Below are 20,892 nucleotides of genomic sequence, written 5' to 3' on the forward strand. Positions count from 1 at the left end.
TCAAAATAATCGATAACACTCATCATCTATTATAGTTAACTATGATGCCAATTCCCATGGTAAAGTGAATTTAATGTCATTTCAACATAAATGGAGGCCATATTATGCTAACCGAACAACAGATTCAAGGTATTTATGTACCGGTAATCACCCCTTTTACGAAGGATAATCAGCTCGATATCCCTTCCTTTCGGAACTACATCACACATATGGCAAATAGCGGAATTCATGGTTTGGTTATTAACGGCACGACTGGAGAGTCACCTACAGTTTCATGGGATGAAGTGGAGCAGCTTGTTCAAGTCACGAAGGAAACTCTGATAAGCATAAATAAAACGATACCCATCGTCGTTGGAACCGGAACCAACGATACAGCATCAACGGTCAAGCGAACACAAAAGGCTGGTGAACTTGGTGCCGATGCTGTTCTTGTCGTAACTCCCTACTACAACAGACCGACAGAGGAAGGCATATTTGAGCACTTTAGAGTGACTGCCGAAGTGGGAGTGCCCATCATTGTATATGAAATTCCAGCACGCACGGGTGTCCGTGTCTCTGTGGATACGATGAAGAAAATAATGAACTTAAATGGGGTCATTGGCCTTAAGGACAGTACCAACGGCATTGAATTAATGTCGGAGCTGGTACGCAGCGGATCCAAACCGATCCTGTGCGGGGATGATTCATTCTTTTACGATATGTTAAGTGAGGGAGCTGCTGGTGGCATGCTGGCATCTGCCAATATTAACACGCAGCAATTCATTGAAGTGTATGACCGCTTCATAGCTGGTGACAAGGATGGCTCCCGTGAGCTGTTCAATGGGCTCGCTCCTTTTATTGATCACCTCTTTGCAGAGCCGGCTCCTGCCATGCTCAAATGGCTGCTTGTCAATCAAGGGATCATTACTTCCGATCAACTGCGCCTGCCGCTCATGCCGGCATCGGAGCAATTAAAAGCCAAGATGGATCAATACATGGTGAGCAGTAACGCAGTAGGTTAGATCCCATAATGAACTACATTAATAGACATTACAAAAGCCGCAGATCTGCGGCTTTTTAGCTTTGCTTTCTGGACAACTGATACAAGAGGTTATACAAATAAGGAATACTCTTCCGGCATTCTTACTTCGCAACAAAGCCATGATAAAATGTATCCACCACGAGCGCTGCTGCCGACTTTCTGGCAATATCGCCACTAATGACCTGCTGCCATGTTAGAAACAGGATGGAATACAGTACATCTACGATCCAAATCCCCTAACAGAATAAGCACTTCGATGAGTTCAGGTATGTACTTCTCGCAATTTTCTTCATCCAGTTGGATATTCTACATAGCCTGATTATCAACCTCAATGGCACGTAAGCCCAGATACACCATCAGGTGCTCTCGGCATAGTAAAACGAACCCAGAGTCCTGATTAGGATCTGAGTTCGTCACATTTAAACCAGTATGGAAATGAGAATTGGCAATGAGATCAGTGACAGCACCGAGCTCATGACAAACGATGATGCCGTCTCCACCTCAAGTGTATCGAACCTGGATGCAATCATGGCAGCTACAGCTGATCCGGGGAAGGACACCAGCAGAATAACCATGGTTACGTCCGTGGAGGACAGCCCCATCAGTATGGCAAACATATACGTAAACAACGGCAGAGCAATCACTTTCAACAGCGAAATGCTAATGGCATTCAGGCTGAATTTGATCCGATTAATACCCACCGTTACCCCAATGGCAAAGAGCGCTGCACCGGACGTAATGCTGCCAATCTGATCAAATGAACTTTGCAGCAGCTGAGGTGACTGGAAGCCAAAGAGTGTCAGGATCACACCCAGAAGCGGGATGCAGGCAAGCGGTTCTTTCAGGCCATGAATGATGGAATGGACCGTAAGTTTAAACAAGCTTTCGTCGTGACCGCTCTTCTTGCCTGCTTCCGTTTTCTTCCCGACTGAACTGACAATGGTCGCGATTGGATCAAGCAACGCATTGACTACAATGCCCGTAATCGCAATTGGAATAGTGACTTCAGCAGCCCCGAACAGGTTACCCAGAACCGGAATTCCCATAAATGCAAACGAAGGTTGAGTCGCATTCAATGAAAAGATCGATGATTGGCTGAGATTCACTTTAAAAATGAAACGCATGACCAGCAATAGTACGACATAGAAGCCGATGATTCCCAGGAATATGGTCATGAAGAATGGCCACTTGTCAATCAGCGTCTCTTTTTTCGTCGTAGTGATCCCAATGAACAAATGCGCCGGCAGCGCAAACTTGGTTACCAGTGTATTCAGGCCTTTGGAGGATGCAGAGTTAAATACTTTAAAATAGCCGCCAAAAAAACCTAGTAAAATTACGAAAAATATCGGAATTAATATGATGAAAATGTCACTTACTGACATGTTGGTCAAACCTCCATTTATAATCTGAGCATTTGCAACAATTCAACAAATGACAAAAGATTTTGATGATGTGATATGTTTTTCTCAATTTTAGGCACAGGCAAGGAATACCTGCACGATTGGACAGGTATTCTCTCGGTGTGACGTATTGTCATATTAAAACAATTGTGTGTTCACGTTCATTAAACTGCTGCAAGGACGGGTCTATATACAGGATGCCACATAGCTTCCTTAATGGCCTCTTCCACGTTTTCTAGTTTCCGGCGGGCGACGCCGTCTTCTATTGCTGCTTTGGCTACTGCAACTGCAACTTTGTATGAAACATCCTGTAATTCTTTCACTCTTGGCAGCAGTGGAGCTCCAGGTTCAGAAGAATCCACAGCGCCAGCTACCGCGATCGCTGCTGCTGTAAACATATTCTTCGTAAATGTTGAAGCTTTGGATACAATGGCTCCAAGTCCTAGGCCAGGGAAAACAAAAGCATTGTTGGATTGACCAATTTCAAACTGAATGTCTTTATACATTACCGGTTCAAATGGGCTGCCTGTCGCGATCAACGCTTTGCCATCCGTCCATTCAATCAGGCTTTTTGGAGCTGCTTCAGCGAGGGAGGTTGGATTGGACATCGGCATAATGATTGGACGTTCCACATGCTTAGCCATTTCCTTAACAACCTGTTCATTGAAGGCGCCTGTAACACCAGAAGTACCGATCAGAATGGTCGGTTTAATACGAGTAACAGCTTCCAGCAGATTCACCTGACCCTGTTCATCCAGGTTCCAGTCCTTAATCTCCTCAGCTTTACGTACATATGGCTTCTGGTATTCAAACAATCCTTCGATCTCGTCCGTCAAAATACCGCGATAGTCGAACGCCCAGAAACGGTTCTCAGCTTCCTCTTGCGTAAGTCCTTCTTCCATCATGGCGTCTCTGATCTGATCCGCATTACCGATACCGGCAGCGCCTGGACCAAATACAAGTACGCGATGTTCACGAAGAGGTACGCCCGTAACCTGAACGCCTGACATCACCGCAGCCAGTGTGACTGCACCCGTTCCTTGAATATCATCATTGAAGGTGAGAAGCTTCTCTCCATATTTTTGGATGATGTTTCTGGCATTCACACTGCCCATATCTTCCCAGTGAAGCAGCACGTCCGGGAACCATTTGGTAGTCTCTTTCACAAATGCTTCGATAAACTGATCATACTTCTCGCCGCGAATACGTTCATGACGATTTCCCACATATAATGGATCATTCAGCAATGTAGGGTTGTTGGTTCCAACATCCAGTACCACAGGAAGTACCCGGCTTGGGTCAACGCCAACTGCAGCGGTGTACACAGCCAGTTTACCGATGGCAATGTTGATCCCGCCTACACCCCAGTCTCCGATGCCGAGGATGCTTTCCGAGTCAGTTACCACAATGAGATCCACGTCTCCAGCTTGCAGGCCGCTGTTTCGGAATGCTTCCTCCAGGCCTTCCATATCGTTAATCGAGAGGTACACTCCGCCAGGTCTGTGATATTGATGGCTATACTCCTGAATCGCTTGCCCGACGGTAGGTGTATATACAATCGGCAGCATTTCACTAAGATGTTCTTTTAATAAACGGTAAAAAAGGACAATGTTTCGGTTGAACAAGTCATTCAGCATGATGCTTTTCCGCAAATTATCAGATTCATTTTGCAGCTGCTGATATACCCGGCTCACCTGTTCTTCAATATTTAAAACCATCGGTGGCAAAATGCCGTTCAGGTTAAGTTCTTTTCTCTCTTCTTCGGTAAATGCAACGCCCTTGTTCAGAATCGGACTGGATAGAATGTCTTTACCTCTTAATTGTGTTTTCAGATTTCCACTCGAATCAACAAAAAATGTGTTCATTACTCATAGCCTTCTTTCGTGATGTCTCTTTAGTTTCTTTTTAACACTATATAACTTTAAGTTAGTTGTTAACCTTCCGATGACAATTATATGACTTTTTTTAATTGATGTAAACGAAGTTGTGAAACTTTCATGAAAGGAATTTAGTTACCGTTTGATAAATAATATTTATCGATTTGTTGTTATTCAAGAAAATCATTTTATAGCATTCTTTGGATTTAAGTTTAGTTATGCTGAACTTATATCGGCATAAGAAAAAACCGCATTGCTGCGGTTTCCGTCAGATGTTTTGTGATCAATGAAGTGTTACGGGAGGTAAGCATCCTCAACTTCTACCTTCTTCACTCCCCCATGATCTATGTATCTCACGTCAATTTCGCTTCCTCTCTGGAATTTCGGTACATGAATGATTGGAATATACGTCTTCACAATGGTTTGAAAGGTCTGACCATCTTCCTGGGTAACTAACAAATCAAGACGCACGCCAGGCCGTCCATCCATGCTGGATGAAGTCTCAGCGATATTCTGGATGATTGCTACTGCAGGCATTCCGGATTTCAAAATCTCCTTTTTGTCCTGCATCTTCTCTTGACCCGTTCGCAGCCTTTTGGTGACATTTAGGATCAGAATCAATCCTGTGGTCAGCCCGAACACAACAATTATTGTACCAATGATTAATGTCATTAAAGTTGACGTCATTTCATCCTCCTTAAATGAGACTTCATACAGATTACTTCAAGATTAGATATGATATTCCTGCAAATGTTTCAATAGCGAGCCTTGACCTGGTGTGCACACCAGGTTTTATAATCATAAGATTGAATATCAAACCAGTCCCTTCACAGAGGAGCAATAGAACATGTCTGAACTTTTTAAAATGAAAGAAATGATGGATCAATTCGGGATCAGTGAGGACACATTACGATACTACGAGAAAATGGAACTGCTGCCTCCCGTGACCAGACTCAGTAACGGCCATCGCCGTTATACTCATGTGCATCAAGAAGCACTTCGAATGATCCGATGCTTGAAGAAAACAGGAATGTCTCTTCAGGAACTCAAACCCATCATTCAGCTCCAGATGAACACAACGGACACTACAAACCATAAGGAATGGAATCAGCTCCTTACCGACTATCAACAAAAAATTGAATTACAGCAGCAGGAACTTCAGTTCATCAAGGAAATGATTGAAATGAAGTTAAAAACCGGAGAACAATTCGGTCAATTCGATCTTACCTAAGTACTTCATCTGCTGTTTCAGAAAAAATTAATAAGCCTCTTGACCTGGTCTTAACACCAGGTTGTAGGATGTGACATGAGATCAAAAATCGGTTCCCACATCAATCAAAGAGGAGCATGTAATCATGAATCATACAGTAACGATTGGAAAAACAGGCTTGTCCGCTTTTAAACTGGGATTTGGAGCTGGAGTTGTAGGCAATTCCATGATGTACCCCAAGGTGGACGATAACCTAAGTCGGCAATTAATTCAGACCGCGCTGGATCAAGGCATTAGTTTTATCGATACCGCGTTTCTATATGGCCTGGGACATTCGGAAGAATTAATCGGGGAAGCCCTCAAGAAGCATGGCGGACGGGAGCATCTGGTCATTTCAACCAAAGCATCATCAAACCCATCTTTTACGGAGCAGGGATTACAAGTCGATAATAGCCCGGCAGCTTTGCGTCAAGCAGTGGATGACAGTTTGCTGCGTTTGCAAACGGATTATATTGATCTCTTCTTTCTTCATTTTCCTGACAGCCGTACGCCACTTGGTGAAGCCGCAGAGACACTCGCCGAACTGAAAAAGTCGGGTAAAATTCGGGCCATTGGAGCTTCCAATCTAAGTTTTGAGCAGCTTCTGGAGTTTAATGCCAACAAACATCTGGATGTTCTTCAGGCAGAATATTCACTGCTTGTCCGCCAGCCCGAAAAGGACATTATTCCTTACTTGCTGCAGCATGACATTTCTTTAATTCCCTTCTTTCCTCTTGCTTCCGGATTACTCGCAGGAAAGTATAAGAAGGAAGATGTTTTCACGGATACATCACGCCTGAATAATCCCCTGTTCCAAAAAGAAGCCTATCTTGCCAACCTTGAACGGGTGGAGCAGTTCAAAGCCTTTGCACAGGCAAAAGGTGCTGAACCTGCCCAGCTTGCGCTTGCCTGGTTGTTGACCCGCCCGGTTGTAGATCTGATCATCCCCGGCGCAACCCGTCCGGACCAGATTGAATCCAATCTGCTTACATTGAACGTGCATCTAAATGAAGATGAGCTCCAGCAACTGGATTCTATTTTCAAGTAAAATTTAGTTTCAACCAACCGATAGTTATAAGGGGCGCTCACTAGAGCGCCTTTTTACTTTATGGATGCTGCCCTCTTAGATTTCTTTATCTGCGAAAGGACGAAACTGGTCGGTAACGGTGATTAATTTACTGCCTTGCAGATAAAACGCATCATCCGCTTTCCACGTATGGCTCTTTTTGTTCTGCCTCCGATGATAGACATAGTTATAGGGTGAGGTCGCATACGTTTTGAAGCCCCTGTTTCTGCATTGCCTCAGGAACGTAACATCTTCCCCCACGGAACGGTCGGTAAATCGAACCTTCTTGAGTACTTCCTTCTTGAACAGGATCGTGCCCCCCTGCACAAACTCTACGAATTTACCGGTTTCCTTCGGGGATCTGATCAAAAGTTTCTTCGAAGCGCCCAGATACACCAGACAGGAATGTTTGCCCACGATATCACTTCGGGTCCGTTTTAATGCACTTACTTGTTCTTTCAAATAATAAGCAGAATAATAATCGTCATCATCAAACTTCGCAATTAACGAGAATCGGGCACGTTCAATCCCCGCATTTAAACATTGTCCTAACGATATCCTTTCGGGAACCTGATATACATTTATATTGGCGTGGCCTCGAACACGGTTTCGATATGATTCCAGATTCATCCCGTCATGATTCAGAATGATAATCAACTCTTTGTTCCGATAATGCTGTCTCTTAAAATTCGTCAGGATATTATCAAAAAACTGCGCCCGGTTCGTACATACAATAATGGAAACCCCATGTCCACCCTCTTTATTGTTCAAGGCTTAACCTCTCTTCTATGAATGATCTTTCATCATATGTAGAAGAATAGTTCAGGTGTAGGCTAATAGAAAAGAATTATAGATTGAGCCTTGGCTGGTCTGCCAAGGCCCCCTAATTCATGATTACGTGCCAAAATAAACGTCCAGTTTTCCTGTGGGTGGTGTAGTTGCCATCCAGACAGCAGCCAGATTATCGGGAGCAGCGGTGGCAGCAGTAATATAATCCCCAATGAGTACCGTTGGAACCGGATTATTTCCGTTGGGATTAAAGGAAGTTGTTGTGAGTCTGCGATTACTGAACGTGGCCCCGCCGTCAAATGATTCAGCAACGAATACATCCAGAAGGAATCCGTCGATTCGGTTTGTCATATAAATGACCCTGATCGTTCCGGCAAATGGGGACACGGTTATAAAAGGGAAGAAGTTCTGCGTACCTGGAGGGGCACCCGTTATACTCACAGGAGCAGACCAGAGCAGACCATCGGGAGATTCGCTAAGGAACACATCCGTATACCCATTTCGTGCATCGTTCCAGACCGCATATACGGTTCCACTGTTAGGTCCAATCGATATATCAGCACCCAGACACAAGTTGGTTTGAACTCGAAATGCATAATTGGGTACAGGCAATGGCGAAGGAGCAGGTACAACCGATGAGATAAACGTAGCCTGACGCTCAATGGGAGGCTGATAATTGATTCCGCCATCATAAGATATTCGGAGTAATGCAGAAGGACTCGCAGGGCCCGTAATAATATACCCAGCGTATACTTCACCGGAGAAACCGACGGCCAACGCTGCACGGTCATGAATTCCGCGCGGGTTGGATTGTCGGTCTGGTGGTTCCCAGGTCAAACCCTGATTTACCGATCTCTGCGTAAAGATGGCAGAAGATGTCGTAGCGAGAGGTGTATACCCCACGTAGGCATGCCCTCGATAAGGACTGCCCGGAGACCGATCCACGGCAATAAAAGGCTCATCATTATGAACGATTGTCCCATATCCTGCTTGGACGATCACGGGGGGCTGCCATGTTGCCCCATCATCAAACGATGTATAACTGACAATCGTTCCGTCGTTGATTCCATTGAATACATGGACCGTTACAATAAATGTACTTGGAAAAGTGTAGTCAATAGTAGGCGCCTCTGCTCCGGAAAAACCAGCAGGCTGTGGAAGCACGGTCGTCGACCATGTGTTACCGCCATCGATTGAACGATAGAACCCGGTCAATGTAGGGCCTGTGCTGGTATCCACGGCAACGACACACATGATATTGGGATTTAACGTACTAACAGCTATGGAAGGTTCGAACTGGTTGCCTGCCAGGGCTCCGGTAATATTAACAACTGGCACTATACTCACCTCTCTTCCTTTAAGGAATATTTGTGAATCGGTCTATTAATGTCATTTCCGACTGGAGGATTCGTTGGATGATCTGACCTGTGGAGTTAACGGCATAGACGTCAATTATCGTGCTGGTCGCACTGAAATAATCACTTTGCACCTCAAAAAAAGCGGCGTTAACTAGTGGATAGATGAATGTTCTTGTTGCTTGGGGAGCCAATTGAAACAAATCATGACCAACAGTAAAACGTGTAGTTTGGGTCGTGTCCCACCTGAATACTTCAATCTCAATATTGACGGGAGCATTAAGCGAGTCGTTGATGCAGGTTACAATGACCTGGGTGGATTGCGTGGCTCCAGTTACCGGATTATAGACAAGACCTGTACTATTTGGCAAAAGTTTCACTCCCTTCTCTGCAGGAAAAGGCACTATACATCCGTTTAGTCTATACTATGTTCCTACCTATTGACTGGCACGGCTAATATAAGTGCCCATGAAATCAAACTCATCCTTTTTTTCATTCACCGGATGGTCATGTGTATCCTTTCCCCCTTCGCTCACGACAACAAAAAAAGCCCTGGTTAACTACCCAGGGCCGCCGTTGCACGTCCATATATGGATGCTGCGAATTGTATGATATGGATTATTGATATTTTAGTTTGATTCCCACAAGAGTTTGAGTTGAGAACGCTGCACCAGCCTCATTATTCTCTTCTTCATAGACTTCCCACTGCCGGCCAACAAGCGTGCGGAGCAAATCTATCTCTTGAGCGCTTAATCTGATATGCTGCAGTGTCAGACCTTCCTGGGCATAGTCTCGATCGATTTTGCGATCGAACCTGAAGTCCAGCACCCGTTTCAACCCGTTAATATGCAAAAACTTGAACTCATATCCGCTGCGAATGGCCTCCGCCCAATCTTCACCAGCTTCTTCTGCCGTCTGCAACCGTTCTTCCAAATCCATGGTTGGTTCCTTGATCTTGGACAGCAAAGGAGCGAGATCCCTCTGATGCAAACGATCAATAATGACCTCCATCGCCTCACCGCTCGTCAGCACATTCTCCACCAGCATCCCTACAGGAATCGAAAGTCGTACCCGACTCATGCTCAGGCCGCCTCATCTCGGAGATATTGATTGAACCAGGCATTGACCTGTTCGAAGCTGTCCACTCGTAATGAAGGCTTGCCACTTTTGAGCAGCGAGTGATTGGAGCCAGGGTAACGAATCAGTTTAGTTGTTTTACCGTAACGTTTGAGAGTGGTATAGAGCTCCTCCGCCTGGGCGATCGGAGTCCGATAGTCCTGCTCTCCGTGCATGATAAGAAGCGGTGTGTCGATCTTATGTGCGTGAGCCAAAGGTGAACGGGACCAGAGAAGCTCGGCATCCTCTGCCGGATTGCCTCCAATGACTCCCTCAACATACGAAATACCTATGTCACTGGTACCGTACATGGACAGCCAATTGGAGATACAGCGCTGGGTTACAGCAGCCTTGAATCGATTGCTATGGGCAACGATCCAGTTCGTCATAACTCCTCCGTAACTGCCGCCTGCAACACCCAGACGAGATTCATCAAGATGTTCGTGTGTGGCAAGGGTATAATCAACCGCCTCCATTAAGTCACGGAAGTCTCCACCCGCGAAATCACCGCGGCAAGCTCTTGCAAATTCCTGCCCGTATCCCATACTTCCGCGAGGATTCACCCATAAAACGGCATAACCCTGTGCTGCAAGAGTCTGCATCTCATAACTGAATGTACCCGTATACATCGCATGAGGGCCTCCATGAATTTGTAAAATCAATGGAGTTTTGGCACTTGAATCCTGTCTCGCAGGTTGCAGCAGCCACCCCTGGATGCGCCATCCGTCTGTGGATGTAAATTCAATTCGTTCAGGTACATTTACTTGCAGTGCGTTTATCCATTCATCGTTTCTCCGGGTGAGCCTGACCGTTTCGCCAGTCTCAACATTCACACGATACAGCTCTGCAGGGTGATCGACTGTCAGAGCAGCAATGACGAGTGTGGCTCCATCCGGGGACAACGTGTATTGAAACACATCCTTTTCATCTTTTCCGGTCACGGACTGACATTCTCCATTTTCATGGATACGGTACACATCCACACTTCCATCGTGGGTACCGAGTACAAACATGCCTCGTTCAGGATGTCTGGCATCCGAGAGCGGAGATGGAGACGGACCGGCAGACTTCATATCTCCGAGCGCTGCGTTGCCTAGCTGCATGTCTAATGCCGATTTGATCGGCTTGGGCGTTCCTCCTTGAACGGGGACTGTGTATAATCTGTTATGGCTGCCGCTGCCGAATTCCCGGTCGCTGGCAATCAGGTTTAGTACCTGTCCATCGGGAGAATAGGAGAACTGGCTCACCAGCAGACTGGAATCCGTCACTTTGTAAGGTTCGCTCTCCCCCGGCCGAATGGTGTATACGTCTGTGTAGTACAACAGATCCGGATCGGATTCCTCATCTTCCACTTGCTTCGAGATAAAAGCAAGGCTCTGACTATCCGGGGACCATGCGGGTCCACTGACATTCCATGGTCCGGTGGTCACTGAAGTGATCTCTCCACTTCCAACCTCATAAACGAACAAATGGGTATAAAGCCCGTCCCACCAGCCTGAACCTTCCGCTTTCGGGGTCGTACGCTCGTAACCTTTGCCCCGCAGCAAGGGCGCTGTCTCCTCCTTCGGTTCTTGTTTACCACCCGCGTCCGTGATTTGTATTTTGCTTGTAAACGCAATAAACTGGCCGTCAGGCGACCATGCATAATCCAATATTTTTCGTTCCGGCGGAATGAGCCTTACAGGCTCGTTCGCACCTGCCGGAAGGGTCCATAATCCTTTGCCGCCATCTTCCATACGCAGAAAAGCGAGCCGTGTCCCATCGGGTGTCCAGCTTGGCGACGTATCCTTGGTGCCATTCGTAAGCTCAACATCACCGCTACCATCCAGGGAAATTCCCCGAATGCAGGTGTTGTACTCGTTCTTTTGCCGATCAATGGTCTGCTCAACGTACGCCACCTGTCCATTCTGATGGATCACGGGTTGGCTGATGGAACGATAGTGATATAAATCCTCCGGCATGATCGGTCGTTTGTACATGTGAGGGTCCCCTTTCTCCAGTCCTGTTTATTTTGTGTTCGTCTCCGTACGCGGATCAAGTACATCGCGCAGCCAATCACCGAGGAAAATAACGCCAAGCACTGTGAATGTGATAGCTAATCCAGGGAATGTGGCGACCCACCAGCTTGTGGCTACATATTGTCTTCCATCACTGAGCATGCCTCCCCAAGAAACGTCCGGCGGCTTAATGCCCAGACCGAGAAAACTGAGCGAAGCTTCCATGATAATGGTGGTTCCGACGTTCATACCACAGATGACGATAAAGGAAGACAGGATGTTCGGCAGAATGTGTTTTAGAATCAATCGTCCATTCTTGGCCCCAATGGATCTGGCAGCCTGTACAAAGTCACGCTCCTTGATACTGAGAACCTCACTTCGTACGATACGGGTAAACGGAACCCAGTTGGTCACGCCGATAACAAAGATCAACGTTGTTATTCCCGGACCAACGATGGCCATCACAACGAGCATGAACAGAATGGTAGGAATGGCCATAAAGGCATCTCCCACCCGCATGATGACCGCATCCAGCCATTTGCCGTAAAATCCAGACAACAGGCCCAGAATGGCTCCAATTATTCCGGAAACAATAACCGCTCCCATCCCTACAATTAACGAAACGCGTGCACCGTAGACGATCCGGCTCCACATGTCTCTGCCCAGGTTATCTGTACCGAGCCAATGTTCCGAAGTTCCTCCTTCAAGCCAGGCAGGAGGTTTAAGACGATTCAGCGGATCGACAGCTGCAGGATCATGACTCGTTAACAGAGGTGCACATATGGCGATCAAGACGACCAACCAAACGAGCACAAAGCCAAGCATCCCAGTCTTGCTGATGATCAGTTGTTTCCAGATATAGCGAAATCCACCTTGCGTACGAAAATCGTCCTTTTCCTGTTCCGCACTCGGAATGGGCATTTCATTGCTCCCTGTCATAGGTTGCACCTCCCTCTAGTCGAATTTAATGCGCGGATCTAACAGCCGGTAGGCTACATCCGTCAGGATATTGGTTACAACAACGATGAAGGCAATGACAAACACGGCTGCCTGTACAATCGCCATGTCATGTGTATTGACGGCGACGACCAAAAGCTGCCCCAGCCCCGGCCAGGAGAACACCGTTTCCGTAATCAGCGTTCCGCCGATCAGGCTCGTAAACTGCAAGCTCATAATCGTTACGACCGGGATCAAGCCGTTCCGAAACGCATGCTTCCCAATCACAACCATGCGGCCAAGTCCCTTGCTGCGTGCCGTACGAATATAATCCTGACTTAGAATCTCCAGCATGCTGGAACGAATCAAACGGGTCATCTGTGCGGCCAGACCTACACCAAGGGTAAAAGCCGGCAAGATCAAATGCGACAAACCACCCCGGCCCGACACGGGCAGAACGCCCCACATGACGGAGAACAACAGGATCAGCATGATGCCCATCCAGAAGTTTGGCATCGCCTTGCCGATGACGGATATCCCCGAAATGATAAGATCGGTAAACGTATTGCGTTTAACTGCCGATATTACACCCAGCGGCACAGCCATCAGAACGGCAAAAAACATGGCTGCTACAGCCAATTCAAAGCTGGCAGGCAATCTCTCCAGAACAAGCTGCAGGGCCGGTTGTCCATAGCGAAAAGATTGACCAAAATCACCCTGCAATGCACTGCCCAGGAATTTCACATACTGCGTATAGAGCGGTTGATCCAGCCCAAGTGCCTCTGTTAACACTGCACGATCTTCGGCTGTGGCGGTCTCGGGCAGCATCAGGGCAACAGGATCACCCGTGACCCTGACCAAAATGAACACAATCAGCGAAACAATGAACAATACCGGAATGACTTGCAGTAAAGATTTAAGTACGTATTTCCCCATCCTCATTCACCTCCATGCTATACAAAAGAACGGCAGGAACATGGTGTACCCAGTCCCTGCCGTTCACGGCCTATCGTTGCAATGAGCGGTTGTTCTGCCGGGTATTACTGTGCTGCAGTTGTAATCTCGTCGGCATAGAACATTTCATCACTGCGCGGCGTGAAGTTCACGCGTGCATTCGTTCCGTAGACACCTTCCATCTGGTACAGATACACGGCTGGACGTTCCTCTGCGAAGATTTGCTGTACTTGCTGGTACTCTTTTTCCCGAGCCTCAGGGTCCATGTTCACGAGTGCAGATTGCAGCAATTTCTCCACTTCCGGATTATTGTAATCCGACTCTCCTTTAGCTTCTTCTAACATGTAACGGTTGTAGTTATTCGATGCGTCGAACAAGGAGTTACCGATACCGATCATGAAGATCTCCTTGAATGATTTGGAGCTGTAACGTTCACTGAAAGCACTCGGCTCAAGCACGTCCATATTGATTTTGAAGCCTGCTTGCTCCAGCATGGCAGCAACAACTTCAACCTGCTCTTTGTATTGCGATGATACGGAAATGGTCATTTCGGCTTCGCCTTCAGCGTAACCCGCTTCTTTCAGAAGCTGTTTGGCTTTTTCCAGATCATATAGCGATGTTTTGTATAGTGACGGATCTGCACCAAAGTTTCCTGGCGTTACGGATGTGCGGGTTACGATACCTGCTCCGCCAGCAATGCTGTCGACAATGCCTTGTTTGTCGATGGCCAGATCAATGGCTTCACGCACTTTCGGATCAGCTGTAATACTGCCTTCTGTCTGACGGAAAATCAGTTGCAATACGCGCTGGATCGGTGCTTTGACAATTTTCTTGTCGGCTTCTCCCTCAATGCGGGCGATGTCCGTAGACGGAATCGATGCCGCTACGTCAACGCCACCCGCGAGCAGTTCGGATACCCGTGTGGAAGCCTCAGGGATCACGCGGAATACGACTTCATTCCATTTCGGTTCATCGCCATAGTAGTTCTCATTCTTCACGAGTACCACACGATCATCTTTGGTCCATTTGCTGAATTTATAAGGTCCGGTTCCTACCGGTTGTTTCAGGAAAGCATCCATTCCATTTTCTTCGATATATTTGGCAGGCAGGATGCCTGCTCCCATTTTGGACAGACGATTAAGCAGAAGCGGGTCCGGTCCATCTGTAATGATATCCACGGTATGCTCATCCACTTCTTTGACTTCGACGATATTTTTGAAATAGCTGTTTTGTTTAAGCGTTTCATCTTTGGCTACACGCTCGAGTGTATATTTCACGTCTGCTGAAGTGAATGGATCACCGTTATGGAACGTAACCCCTTCACGCAGCTTGAAACGCCAGGTGGTGTCATCCACTTGTTCCCAGAATTCTGCAAGTCCGGGCACTTTATTTTGTTCGCTGTCGTTTTTGATTAGGTAATCGAATACGTTGACCAGAACTGCCTCACTGGATGTATTATTGTTGTTGTGCGGATCGAAGCTCTCTATATCCGTAGCTGCTGCAATGGTTAGCGTTGTGCTGGCAGCTCCGCCTTCAGTTCCACTCGATGCCGAGTTGCTGTCCGTGCCTGTGCTTGTTCCACCGCATGCGCTGAGCACCAATACCACAGCGAGTAATGTCATCCACATGCCAGTCCATTGTCTTTTTTTCATTTGGAACGTTCCCCCTTAGAAGTAGTGTTTCTTGCCAAAAATTCAAGTGCTACGGATGACAGCATGCCTACACCATATGGCAGTGCCGTTTCATCCAGATCAAACATCGGATGATGAAGCGGATACCTTGTCCGTTCTTCATCATTGCCGGAACCAAGGCGGAAGAATACGCCAGGAATCTGTTCGCAATAGAAGGCAAAATCCTCACCGCCGGTAGAAGGCGGAATACTGCTCCATCCTTTTGCCCAATCCAATCCATCCACAGTTTCGGTAAGCAAGTCCACCATTGCATGATCATTCACCACAACCGGATATCCATCGCCGTAAACGACTTTATGCCCTGCGCCGAAGGATGAACAAACCCCGCTAACGACCTGTTCAATCAATGCAGGCATACGTTCTCGAATGGCAGGCGAGAGTGTACGCACTGTACCGATCATCTCCACCTCTGGCGCAATGGCTGTGCCCATATACCCGCCACTGATTTTACCAATGGTGACTACGACGGGCTCCAGCGGATCTACCAAACGACTGGCGATATTCTGCAATGCAGTGATGACCTGTGCAGATACGGCAATCGCATCGATTCCCTCATGCGGCCGTGCAGCATGTCCTCCTTTGCCGAACACGCGAATCACCAGGCGGTCTGCCGAAGCAAAAGCAACCCCTTTACTGACTCCGACAGTGCCCGTATCCTGACCAGGTGTCATATGCAAACCTGCAATCGCATCCACCTTCGGATTCTCCAGTACACCGTCCTGAATCATGGCACGTGCACCGGCAAGTCCCTCTTCTGCAGGCTGGAATACAAACTTGATGTTGCCCGACTTCGGCCTGCCAAGACCCGTAAGCAGTTCAGCCGCTCCCATCAGAATTGTTGTATGTGCGTCATGACCGCACAAGTGAGCCTTGCCTTCAACCTGGGAACTGTACTCCGCCGATTTCTGATCCTGGATCGGAAGAGCATCCATATCTGCGCGAAGTGCAATGGTTGGGCCATCCGTTTCTCCCCGGAGCAAACCTACAACCCCGGTCTTCCCAACATAACGGGTCACTTCAAGCCCCAGACTTTCCAGATGTTCGGCCACGATGCCTGAAGTCCTCACCTCTTCATATCCGATTTCCGGATTGCGGTGGAAGTCTCTCCGCCAGTTCGTGAGCTTCGGCTGCAGCTGCTGTGCAAGTTCAAATAGTTTTGCTTGTTCCATTAGTGCTCATTCCCTTCTTGTTGTTCCGAGGAGACCAGCCGTGAATAGATGGCATCAGCGGAAAATGCAATGTGACGTTTCATCGTATCTCGTGACTTCATCGGATCACGTGATTTCAGTGCTTCAAGTATCTCGGTATGTACGCCTTGGTTAAGGACCCGAATATTTTCATCGTATGGCATCAAATCCAGCGCAGGATTGATCTTGGTACGAATCTGTCTGACTGCCGTTTCCAAGTATGGATTACCCGACGCTTTGGCAATCGTCAGATGAAACTTGACGTCCAGTGCCCTGAACCACTCCCGCGTACACGCTGGCTCGGTACTCTGTTTGATATAACCTTCCAGCAGCTCCAGTTCGCCTGCGGTGATCCGCTCAGCTGCCAGAAAAGCGCCTTCCGGCTCAACGATTGTCCGATATTCAAACACATGTAACATCTGATCCCAGTCACGCATAATTTCTTCCTTGGTTCTTTTGTGTGCATTCGCCGTGATGGGAAGTACGAAGGTTCCTCCCTTGGCTCCGACACGCTTCTCAATTAGTCCCTTACTCTCAAGAGCGGACAAGGCTTCACGTACCGTAATTCGGCTTGCATTGAAAATTTCGGCAAGCTCACGTTCCGAAGGGAGCTGATCTTCACTCATGATTTCCTTAAGGATGATGGCTTCCTCTAACTGTTCCCTGATGAATTCACTGACCTTTATTGCAGAAACTTTCTCAAATTGGAAAGTCGCCTGGTTGAACATATCAACACTCCGATCGATATAATGTCTAAACCTTATACCATTAACTCTTATACCTAATATAATTCCGAGTAAACAGATATGCAATGATTTTTTTCGGAAATCACAAATATATTTTTAATTCCGACATAAATGCTTGCCCTAATAACGAAAAAGACGCGGCCGAATGTTCGGCAGCGTCTTCTCATCGTTATAACTGTGTTTCATCGATTTTAGTTTTGCTCGTTCAAGTACACTGCTTTTCCCGTACGGGCAGATTCATAGAGAGCTTCGAGAATTTGCGATACGACCAGAGCTTGTTTAGGTGTAACTACAGGCTCCTGATCCTTCTCGATAGCTTCAATCCATTTTCTCATCTCAACATCTGGCGCACTTTCCGACTTCCCGTCGTAGAAGGCAACTCCGTCTGCACTAAGTGAGATCTCATTCGTATAGAGACGGCTGAATTTCTCACCGTTAATGCGCAGGCCGTTCTTCATGTCGGCTCCGGCTTCCGTTCCGCTAAGGCTGCATTTCGCTTCATCCACATCCAGGGAATTTAGCGCCCAGCTGGATTCCAGCATGATGGTTGCCCCATTTTCCATAACGATCATGCCGAAGGCCGAATCTTCAACCGAGAATTTCTTCGGATCCCACGGGCCCCATGCATTTGCAGCATTTTCCTTTTGGGAGAGCTCATGATACGTCGTGCCCAGAACCACTTTTGGCTTGTAATTATCCATCATCCAGAGTGTCAGGTCCAGTGCATGTGTGCCGATATCGATCAGCGGTCCGCCGCCTTGTTTTTCTTCATCAAGGAAAACACCCCACGTCGGTACGGCTCTTCTGCGAATCGCATGTGCCTTGGCAAAATAAATCGATCCCAGGTCGCCTGCTTCGCACATTTTCTTCAGGTATAGGCTGTCTTCCCTGAAGCGGTTATTGTATCCAATGGTCAGCTTTTTGCCTGTACGCTCAGCTGCTTCAAGCATGCTCTGTGCTTCGGCAGATGTCTTCGCCATCGGCTTTTCACACATCACGTGTTTGCCGGCTTCAAGCGCAGCAATGGAGATTTCGGCATGCGAAATATTCGGAGTGAGCACATGAACGATATCAATGGACTCATCCTTCAGCAGTTCCTGATAATCCGTATATACTTCGGCTTCGGCGCTGCCATATTTCTCTTTGGCTTCTTCAGCACGTTCAGGGACGATATCACAGAATGCAACCAGTTCAACATTCTCAAGCTTGCTCAAACTTGGCAGATGCTTGCCATTCGCAATCCCGCCACATCCAACAATTCCGATCCGGTACACTTTACTCATATCCATTCACCCTCACTTTTGATTTGGTTTGTTTCATCTTCCGAAAAGCGGACGGGGTCATCCCCAGACGCTTGCGGAAAACGGCATGCAAGTAGTTGGCATTGGTAAAACCAGAGACAAGTGCAATTTGTTCAATCGATCCATTGCTCTCCTCCAGATTGCGGCATACCGCGCCAAGGCGAATATCTTCCAGCACACGGCTGAACGGCATGCCCGGCTGCACCTGATAAAATATCCGCTGCAGCTGTCTGGTGCTGATATGTAGCTTCTCTGCCACATGTTCCAGTGTTACGGCATTGGAATAGTTGGCCTCCATATACTGGACCGCATATTCATACCTGTACATGGACATATCCCGCTCAGGTGCTTCAACCCGGATTTCGCCGTTATCATGGGCACGGACCGTTCTCAGCAGGATGCTGATCACAAGCTGTTTAATGGATGTATAATACCCGATCAGTTTACGATCACAGGCTTCGTACGCTTCCAAAAAACAGTTCATGGCCCGGTGATAATCATGCACCGGAACGAGGGGCAGCGCTTTGAGCTTGGCGATCGTTTCCTCGGATTCTGCCGCTTCCCACGGATCTACATCCTCTCTGGGCTGCTCGACAATATCCACATGAAGACATAGTTCATCCATGTCCTCTTCGGAATCGGCCTCCTGATAGTGAACGACGCCAGGCCCGGTCAAATAAAGCATGCCTTCGGACAAGGAATGCATCTGATCTCCCAAAATGACCTTCCCCTTGCCCCGCGGAATAAAATGAAATTCAAATTCCGCATGGTTATGAAAATCAACGATTCGACCTGCCGGAAATGACGTCAGATGAAATCGTAAAACCCGTATTTCGTAATGTCCCCAGGCAATGGATATATCCAAACGCTCAAGGAGGTCCTGTCGTTCAAGCATTTTTTCAAAAGGATATCGGTTCAATATCGTACCTCCCCAACCAGCCTAACCTTGCAAATCACTGAGGGAGATCCTGCGTCCTTCCTTGGCAGAGGTGTTGGCAGCTTCCATCAGGCGTGTCAGCTCGGCGGCAATCTGAAGATTCTCAGCAGCCAAGGAATCGTTCTGAATATGAGAAACCCACTGACTGAATGCGCTTTCTCTTTTCTCCAGCAACGGAAGCTCAGTCCATTCCTTAACCGCCTCTGTACCCGCATTGGTTCGGATCAGCAGCCTGTCGTCAGGCGTCCCGTACAGCAAGGTTCCTTCCGTTCCATGAACTTCAATGGTAAATGGAGAGTGACTGTTCACAAAACCGGCTTCAACCACACCGATCGCTCCAGAATCCGTAAACAAGGTGGCAACTGCATTATCTTCTACCTCTTTGCCTGTGACATAACCGAAATTGGCATTCACGCCTGTCACTTCCTGACCCAGGAACAGTCTGGTTAAATACATCGGATGGCACCCCAGGTCAATCATAGCACCTCCCTGGCATTCCTCCAAGTTATAAAAGTGCTGAGGCAGCCAGTCTGCTATCGCTCCGTTATGAGACAGGCGAACCCGGACATAAGTCACTTTTCCCAACAAACCTTGCTGAAGCACATCCTGGATGGTTAACGTGTACCCGTCATTCAGACGAGGCAAGGATACCGTCATTTTGACTCCCAGCTCGCGGACTTCAGCCAGAATTGCATTCACCTCTTGTACCGTTGAAGCAATGACTTTTTCTGTGAAAATATGTTTACCTGCTCTTGCAGCGACGGTGATGACGTCCTGGTGGTCACGGGTAGGTGCGTCCACAATAACGGCGTCAATATCCTTCTGTGCCAGCATCTCTTCAAGAGATGAAAAGTAGGGGACATTCAGTCGTTCTGCAGCTTCCTTGCCGCGCTGGGCATTGTCATCCCAAACTGCTGCAATTTCAGTGTCCTCATGTTCCTGGGCTTGCTTGATATAATCCCATGCGTGCACATGCCACATGCTTATTTTACCAATTCGAATGGTCACGTTGTCTTACCTCCTAGTATATAATATCCTGACATCTAAATATAAGTTATCACAGACTTCATTTCATTTTAATAGAAACAGGCGACAACAAATATATAAAATTGCGACATCTAATTCAGAGTTTACATTCTGAATTCAACACACTAAGAAGCTGTCTCCTCTATGGTTTTGCGGTCAGAAGACTTAACGTTGAGGTTCAATGGCTTGTCATGAAAATCTAAAAAAAGACCAGGTGTTCATGCAAATGCATGGCACCTGGTCT

General features: G+C 47.4%; 19 protein-coding genes. 3 read left to right on the forward strand and 16 right to left on the reverse strand.

Translation table 11 applies throughout. The annotated features are described in order from the left end of the window. Positions 1 to 104 precede the first annotated feature (104 nt). Positions 105 to 1,001: a 4-hydroxy-tetrahydrodipicolinate synthase gene (dapA, locus tag ABGV42_RS07610; RefSeq protein ID WP_347381127.1), complete on the forward strand. Its 897-nt coding sequence runs from the start codon at positions 105 to 107 to the stop codon at positions 999 to 1,001. 439 nt (positions 1,002 to 1,440) lie between these two features. On the opposite strand, the gene ABGV42_RS07615 is transcribed toward dapA, so the two are convergent. The 3 genes from ABGV42_RS07615 to ABGV42_RS07625 all read right to left on the reverse strand — a co-directional run bounded on the left by ABGV42_RS07615 (position 1,441) and on the right by ABGV42_RS07625 (position 4,985). Next, positions 1,441 to 2,403 carry an AEC family transporter gene (locus ABGV42_RS07615; protein ID WP_347381128.1) on the reverse strand — a complete coding sequence of 321 codons (963 nt, stop codon included), beginning with the start codon at positions 2,401 to 2,403 and terminating at the stop codon, positions 1,441 to 1,443. A 182-nt stretch (positions 2,404 to 2,585) separates the two neighbouring features. Beyond that, positions 2,586 to 4,286 (reverse strand): NAD-dependent malic enzyme, encoded by a 1,701-nt coding sequence (locus ABGV42_RS07620; protein WP_347381129.1) that lies wholly within the window; start codon positions 4,284 to 4,286, stop codon positions 2,586 to 2,588. 306 nt (positions 4,287 to 4,592) lie between these two features. Continuing rightward, positions 4,593 to 4,985 carry a hypothetical protein gene (locus tag ABGV42_RS07625; protein WP_347381130.1) on the reverse strand — a complete coding sequence of 131 codons (393 nt, stop codon included), beginning with the start codon at positions 4,983 to 4,985 and terminating at the stop codon, positions 4,593 to 4,595. 160 nt (positions 4,986 to 5,145) lie between these two features. Here ABGV42_RS07625 and ABGV42_RS07630 point away from each other — a divergent pair, with 160 nt between their 5' ends. Both ABGV42_RS07630 and ABGV42_RS07635 read left to right on the forward strand, forming a co-directional pair. Then, a complete protein-coding gene (locus tag ABGV42_RS07630) occupies positions 5,146 to 5,529 on the forward strand; it encodes a MerR family transcriptional regulator (RefSeq protein ID WP_347381131.1) in 384 nt (127 codons plus the stop codon). A gap of 124 nt (positions 5,530 to 5,653) precedes the next feature. Next, on the forward strand, positions 5,654 to 6,595 hold the full coding sequence (locus ABGV42_RS07635; RefSeq protein WP_347381132.1) for an aldo/keto reductase: 942 nt from the start codon (positions 5,654 to 5,656) through the stop codon (positions 6,593 to 6,595). A gap of 75 nt (positions 6,596 to 6,670) precedes the next feature. Here the strand turns inward: ABGV42_RS07635 and ABGV42_RS07640 are convergent, their stop codons facing one another. The 13 genes from ABGV42_RS07640 to ABGV42_RS07700 all read right to left on the reverse strand — a co-directional run bounded on the left by ABGV42_RS07640 (position 6,671) and on the right by ABGV42_RS07700 (position 20,630). Continuing rightward, the gene (locus ABGV42_RS07640; RefSeq protein WP_347381133.1) at positions 6,671 to 7,384 is read right to left on the reverse strand and encodes a glycosyltransferase; all 714 of its coding nucleotides are present in this window, start codon (positions 7,382 to 7,384) and stop codon (positions 6,671 to 6,673) included. A gap of 123 nt (positions 7,385 to 7,507) precedes the next feature. Beyond that, positions 7,508 to 8,740, reverse strand: coding sequence for a sialidase family protein (locus ABGV42_RS07645; RefSeq protein ID WP_347381134.1), 1,233 nt, complete (start codon positions 8,738 to 8,740; stop codon positions 7,508 to 7,510). A 19-nt stretch (positions 8,741 to 8,759) separates the two neighbouring features. Continuing rightward, the gene (locus tag ABGV42_RS07650) at positions 8,760 to 9,128 is read right to left on the reverse strand and encodes a hypothetical protein (protein ID WP_347381135.1); all 369 of its coding nucleotides are present in this window, start codon (positions 9,126 to 9,128) and stop codon (positions 8,760 to 8,762) included. Between the two features lie 247 nt (positions 9,129 to 9,375). Beyond that, positions 9,376 to 9,837 carry a hypothetical protein gene (locus ABGV42_RS07655; RefSeq protein WP_347381136.1) on the reverse strand — a complete coding sequence of 154 codons (462 nt, stop codon included), beginning with the start codon at positions 9,835 to 9,837 and terminating at the stop codon, positions 9,376 to 9,378. 2 nt (positions 9,838 to 9,839) lie between these two features. Next, positions 9,840 to 11,852, reverse strand: coding sequence for a S9 family peptidase (locus tag ABGV42_RS07660; RefSeq protein WP_347381137.1), 2,013 nt, complete (start codon positions 11,850 to 11,852; stop codon positions 9,840 to 9,842). A gap of 27 nt (positions 11,853 to 11,879) precedes the next feature. Next, on the reverse strand, positions 11,880 to 12,809 hold the full coding sequence (locus ABGV42_RS07665) for an ABC transporter permease (RefSeq protein WP_347381138.1): 930 nt from the start codon (positions 12,807 to 12,809) through the stop codon (positions 11,880 to 11,882). 15 nt (positions 12,810 to 12,824) lie between these two features. Then, positions 12,825 to 13,742, reverse strand: coding sequence for an ABC transporter permease (locus ABGV42_RS07670; protein WP_347381139.1), 918 nt, complete (start codon positions 13,740 to 13,742; stop codon positions 12,825 to 12,827). A 104-nt stretch (positions 13,743 to 13,846) separates the two neighbouring features. Next, complete coding sequence (locus tag ABGV42_RS07675; RefSeq protein ID WP_347381140.1) at positions 13,847 to 15,412, reverse strand: ABC transporter substrate-binding protein; 1,566 nt, start codon at positions 15,410 to 15,412, stop codon at positions 13,847 to 13,849. Continuing rightward, positions 15,409 to 16,620, reverse strand: a complete 1,212-nt coding sequence (locus ABGV42_RS07680) for a M20 metallopeptidase family protein (protein WP_347381141.1) — start codon at positions 16,618 to 16,620, stop codon at positions 15,409 to 15,411. The genes ABGV42_RS07675 and ABGV42_RS07680 overlap by 4 nt, the downstream gene beginning before the upstream one ends. Continuing rightward, positions 16,620 to 17,366 (reverse strand): FadR/GntR family transcriptional regulator, encoded by a 747-nt coding sequence (locus ABGV42_RS07685; protein ID WP_347381142.1) that lies wholly within the window; start codon positions 17,364 to 17,366, stop codon positions 16,620 to 16,622. Before ABGV42_RS07685 ends, ABGV42_RS07680 begins: the two co-directional genes overlap by 1 nt. A 209-nt stretch (positions 17,367 to 17,575) precedes the next feature. Further along, positions 17,576 to 18,667, reverse strand: coding sequence for a Gfo/Idh/MocA family protein (locus tag ABGV42_RS07690; RefSeq protein WP_347381143.1), 1,092 nt, complete (start codon positions 18,665 to 18,667; stop codon positions 17,576 to 17,578). Beyond that, on the reverse strand, positions 18,660 to 19,604 hold the full coding sequence (locus ABGV42_RS07695) for an AraC family transcriptional regulator (protein WP_347381144.1): 945 nt from the start codon (positions 19,602 to 19,604) through the stop codon (positions 18,660 to 18,662). Before ABGV42_RS07695 ends, ABGV42_RS07690 begins: the two co-directional genes overlap by 8 nt. Before the next feature lie 21 nt (positions 19,605 to 19,625). Further along, positions 19,626 to 20,630: a Gfo/Idh/MocA family protein gene (locus ABGV42_RS07700; protein WP_347381145.1), complete on the reverse strand. Its 1,005-nt coding sequence runs from the start codon at positions 20,628 to 20,630 to the stop codon at positions 19,626 to 19,628. Positions 20,631 to 20,892 lie beyond the last annotated feature (262 nt).

The organism is Paenibacillus pabuli, from assembly GCF_039831995.1.
GTDB lineage: Bacteria > Bacillota > Bacilli > Paenibacillales > Paenibacillaceae > Paenibacillus > Paenibacillus pabuli_C.